This window comes from Synechococcus sp. R8-2 (genome assembly GCF_047461715.1).
Lineage (GTDB): Bacteria > Cyanobacteriota > Cyanobacteriia > Thermostichales > Thermostichaceae > Thermostichus.
On sequence record NZ_JANSHQ010000469.1, the window covers coordinates 1 to 4554 of the forward strand.

4 protein-coding genes are annotated in these 4554 nt (G+C 57.1%); 2 read left to right on the forward strand and 2 right to left on the reverse strand.

Annotated elements, in window-relative coordinates; translation table 11 throughout:
- On the forward strand, nt 1-416 hold a 416-nt coding region (locus tag NW819_RS11150; RefSeq protein ID WP_414413781.1), incomplete at its 5' end, for a transporter associated domain-containing protein.
- A gap of 4 nt (nt 417-420) precedes the next feature.
- Here the strand turns inward: NW819_RS11150 and NW819_RS11155 are convergent.
- Complete coding sequence (locus NW819_RS11155) at nt 421-2001, reverse strand: aminotransferase class I/II-fold pyridoxal phosphate-dependent enzyme (protein ID WP_414413782.1); 1581 nt, start codon at nt 1999-2001, stop codon at nt 421-423.
- A 77-nt stretch (nt 2002-2078) separates the two neighbouring features.
- Here NW819_RS11155 and NW819_RS11160 point away from each other — a divergent pair, with 77 nt between their 5' ends.
- Complete coding sequence (locus tag NW819_RS11160) at nt 2079-2645, forward strand: DUF2854 domain-containing protein (protein ID WP_414406707.1); 567 nt, start codon at nt 2079-2081, stop codon at nt 2643-2645.
- Between the two features lie 193 nt (nt 2646-2838).
- On the opposite strand, the gene NW819_RS11165 is transcribed toward NW819_RS11160, so the two are convergent.
- Nucleotides 2839-4017 (reverse strand): type II secretion system protein GspD, encoded by a 1179-nt coding sequence (locus NW819_RS11165; RefSeq protein ID WP_414413783.1) that lies wholly within the window; start codon nt 4015-4017, stop codon nt 2839-2841.
- Between the last annotated feature and the right edge of the window lie 537 nt (nt 4018-4554).

A 4554-nucleotide genomic window follows, 5' to 3' on the forward strand; every position in this document is an offset into this window, starting at 1 on the left:
TGGTGGATGAGTTTGGCGGCACGGCGGGCCTGATTACCGTTCAAGACTTGGTGGAGGAGATCGTCGGCAAGCTCTCCGATGGCCCGGATCCCAACACCAAGGAGCCGGACATCCAAGAACTTGACGAAAATACCTTGCTCATCCAGGCTCAGCTAGATATTGAAGAGATCAACGAGCGCTGTGGCCTCAACCTGCCTCTGCACGAGGATTACCAAACGCTGGGGGGCTTTTTGATCTACCACATGCAGAAGATCCCACGTGCTGGGGAAAAGTTCACCTACCAAGAGATGGAGTTTCAGGTGGTGCGCATGGAGGGGCCACGAGTGGATCGGGTGAAGGTTGTCCGCCATCGCCGCAACTCCCCCAGCCCCCTGCCGGCACTCCCCCCCGCCCAGACGGCGAAGCCTGGCAGTTGAGGAGCTAGGTTTTGACGACTTTGAGGGTCTGCAGCCGCACGTCTTCGGGGCCGTTGATGAAGCCGCCCGCCTCGTGCACCAGCAGCAGATAGTCCACTGCCTCTTGGGTTACCTCTTCGCCAGGCACCAAAATGGGGATCCCAGGCGGGTAGGGGGAAATGATTTCGGCGCAGATATGGCCCACTGCTTCTTGAAAAGGCACCCGCTGAATGGGAGCAAAAAAAGCCTCCCGGGGTGATAGCCGTTGTGGTGGCAAGCAAGGACGGGGCAGTTGTGCCAGCCGCTGCATTTTTTCCATTGCCGCTCTGGATGGGCGGGATCCCTGAAAATGTTGCGACAGGGCGGCGAAACTTTCCACCAGGCGGTCAATGTCTCGCTGGGTATTGCCGATGCTGACAATGAAGACCACATTGTGCAGGGTGGACATCTCCGGCTGCACGTGGAAGTGATCGTTAACCCAGTCGTGAGCGTCGAAGCCGAACAACCCCAGCTCTGTCACCGTTACCGTGAGACGGGTGCGGTCGAAATCGAAGAAGCCAGGCGTAGAGCCAATGCGCTCTGGGCCAAAACAGCGCAAGCCGGGGATGCGGTTGAGACGGGCGCGGGCTTGATCTGCCAAAGCCAAGGCTTGGCCCAGCAGGGCTTCCCCTTCTAAGGCCATCTGCCGCCGTGCCACATCCAGCGACATCATCAGCACATAGCTGGGACTGGTCGATTGCAGCAGTTGCAGAATGTTGCGCACCCGGTTGGGGTCAATGCGGGATCCCTGCAGGTGGAGCAGCGAGGCTTGCGTCATGCCGGAGATCACCTTGTGGGTGGACTGCACCACCAGATCCGCACCGGCTTCTAGGGCCGAGATGGGCAATTCCGAATGAAACCCAAAATGGGGCCCGTGGGCCTCGTCCACCAGCAGCGGTAGGCCATGGGCATGGGCGATGGAGGCCAAAGCCTGCACATCGCAGCAGACCCCGTAGTAGGTGGGGCTGACTACCAAAACGCCTTTGGCATCGGGATGCTCCGCCAAGGCCCCCTCCAAACCGGCTGGGGTAATCCCGTGGGCAATGCCCAGCTCCGGGTCAAAATCCGGCTCGATATAGGCCGGCACCGCCCCAGAGAGGATCACCCCGGCAATGGCGGATTTGTGGCAGTTGCGCGGCAAGAGGATCTTGTCGCCTGGATCGCACACGGCCATCACCAGTGTTTCCACGCCACAGGTGGAACCGTTGACCAAAAACCAACTGCGATCGGCGCCGTAGGCCGCTGCAGCCAGCTCCTGGGCCTCCCGGATCACCCCATCGGGATCGTGGAGGTTGTCCACCTCTGGCAACTCGGTCAGATCCGCCCGGAAGACGTTCTCTCCCAAAAAGGTCCGCAAGTCGGCAGGGATCCCACGTCCCTGTTTGTGGCCTGGCGTGTGAAAAGGAGCCTTATCCAAGCTGCAATAGTGGCGGATGGCCTCAAACAGAGGTGCTCGCTCTTGGGCTTTGCGATCCAGCGAGCGCAAGCAACGAGAGGTTTTGGACAGATTGGACAGAACCACAGACCACTCCTCAACACACCAGGTGGGCATTTTGTGATTATCCATCCCAATGGAGGTTAAGTCCACCGCCGGCCCTTTTCCTGCTAGCCTGGGTTTTCAGGTGGCCTTTCTTCCTCTCCTGTATGTTTGAAAAACTGCCCTTCCCCCTGAGCACTCTCGTGTTGCTGGCCGGGGCTGCCGCCACGGCTTGGGGCTTTGCCCACTACAACGATCCCACCCTCAATCTCATCGGCCTGTTTGCCGGGATCCCCTTGCTGTTGGGAGGGATAACCATGAAGGTAGTGGAACTCAAGCCGGTACCTGCCCTGGCCGCCCCTTCTCTCGAGGTGATCCAAGCCCGCGCCCAGCAGGCCACGGAAATTCAAAAGCAAGTCCGCGCCGATATCACCAAATATAGCTACGGGGCTAATGCCCACCTGGAAGATGCCCTGGAGTTTCTGGGTCTGCGCGGCCCTCTGGAAGCAGATCTGCCCAAGGTGAGAGGGTACAGAGAAGAGCTGCGAGATGGCCGGTATACCTTGGTGCTTCTGTTCGATTCCCCCAAGGTTCCCTTCCAACAATGGCAGGAAAGCTACCAGAAAAAAATGCAAGGCTTCTTTGGCCGAGATGTGGAGGTGCAACTGGGGCAGCCCCAAGAAAATCAGGTGGAATTGGCGCTTGTTGCCCGAGGTGGATCCCAGGCCACTTGAAGAAGCCATTAGCTGCTGAATGCAACTCAACGGATCCCGAAGCTAATGCAGCCAGTAACTCAGGACTGTCGAGAGTTAACTCATGAGGGGTGTGGGGAGCTATGGGTCCTGCGCTGTGCCTATAGTATCAGTGTTGGGAGGATGTCACGAAACTTGGCAGTTCGGCATAACCCTATTTTACGGATTGGGAATTTTACGGATTGGGAGGAAGACCAAAAGCAACATTATCATCCATAATGTAGGGCGTTAGCATGAAGACCACCTCATTGCGCGCGTTATTCACACTCTGAGAGCGGAACAAAGCACCCAAAAGAGGCAAGTCGCCTAGGAAAGGCACTTTTTGAACCTCAACGATGTCCCTGTCTTGAATGAGGCCAGCAATAATAAAGGTTTGCCCATCTCTTAACCTGAGCTGAGATGCTTCCAGCCGCCTTCTGTCGATGTTAAAAAGTTGAATGCCTGCAAAGTCTCCGCCTTCCAATACTTGAATGGGTACAGGAATAGAAATTTCCGGCTGAATGGTCAGGGTAACAAACCCATTGTCATCTATCCTAACTTCTGAGACGTTAAGGATAACCCCGGCATCCTCCCGCTGTAAACGCTGAGTAACGACTGGGGGCTGGTTTTCGCCCTGGGGTATGGTGATGGTTTCAACGTTAACGGGCACACTGGTTGCAATGCTAATTCGACTGGATCCGCCATCTGCCACCACAACTTTGGGGTCAGTTAGAATTTTTCCAGTTCCATCTTGTATTGCAGACTGCACTCTTAGAGCCAAAGACTGCTGCAGCCGGTTGAGAGTGTTAAATATTCCCGTGATGGATCCTGATGGGCTTTCAGGGCCGATAGAGCTTACCGAGGATCCCGCAGGTTGATTGAGCGGTTGACCACCAAACTTGGCGTCTCCCAAGGTTCCAAGGGCAAAGTTGCCAGATGCCCCTCCCAAGTTAACTGATAAGCTTTCGTTTTTGTCCAAGCGAATATCAACTGCTCTCAGGGAAATCAGAACCTGTCGCCGACGCACATCCAATTGGGCAATCTGAGCAGCCGCGATGTCCTGCTGCCGCGAGTTGCCGATCACCGTAATGGAGTTGGTGCGCTCGTCCACAACGAATTGGGCACCGGGAGCAACGGCGTTCAAAACTCCTTCCAGCCGACTGGCCAAATCGGTGGCGACTGCCTGATTCACGCGGTAATTGCGCACCAGGATCCCAGTCACCCCTGGCAGGTTTTGTCCAACAAATACGGTTTGGCCCCTTCGCTGGGCCTGCAACTGTTTTAGCCGCAAGATAAAGTTGAATGTCTCCTGTAAGGGCGAGTCTTGCACATCCAGAGAGATGGTTAGATCGGGTGGGACGTCGTTGAGCACCACATTCAACCCTGCTCGCCGCACCAACAAGCTCAGCACATCGCCCACAGGAGCATCTTTCAAGGTCAAGCTAATCCTGGCATTGGATCCGAGATCCACTGTAGGTGGATCAGGCAGGATTGTGCCAACGGCAATATCGCCAGCAGGAGGAGCCACAGCTCTCCCCTGAAAAGGAGATTCGGTGGGCAAACTTCCCGGCGGCAATTGAGGTTGGTTGAGCTGGCCCACAGGGGGGACCTGAGAAATCACGGGTGCAGCAGGAACAGCAGGTGCAGGAGGAGCCGCTTGAGTTGTCTGCGGAGGGGCAGGGTTTTGAGCGACCGGTTGGGAGGCAGGGGCAGAAGCTGCGGGCTGAGGAACAGGAGCCACGGGCTGAGGTCGGTTTAGTGACGCCGGTTGGCCGGGCGCTGCTGGGTTGGACGAGGGTTGAGGGGGAACCGCCGCTAGGGGGGCCGGTGGGGCAGAGGGTAGGCCCTCAAAATCGAAGACCAACTGCGTCGGGCTGCGCCGAGCCAGCAAGCCTTGGGGAGCTGCGGCCAC

What these genes read in the sequence shown, in the direction of transcription:
- NW819_RS11160 (WP_414406707.1), top strand. Translation starts at nt 2,079, where the DNA reads ATGTTTGAAAAACTGCCCTTCCCCCTGAGCACTCTCGTGTTGCTGGCC.
- NW819_RS11155 (WP_414413782.1), bottom strand. Translation starts at nt 2,001, where the DNA reads ATGGATAATCACAAAATGCCCACCTGGTGTGTTGAGGAGTGGTCTGTG.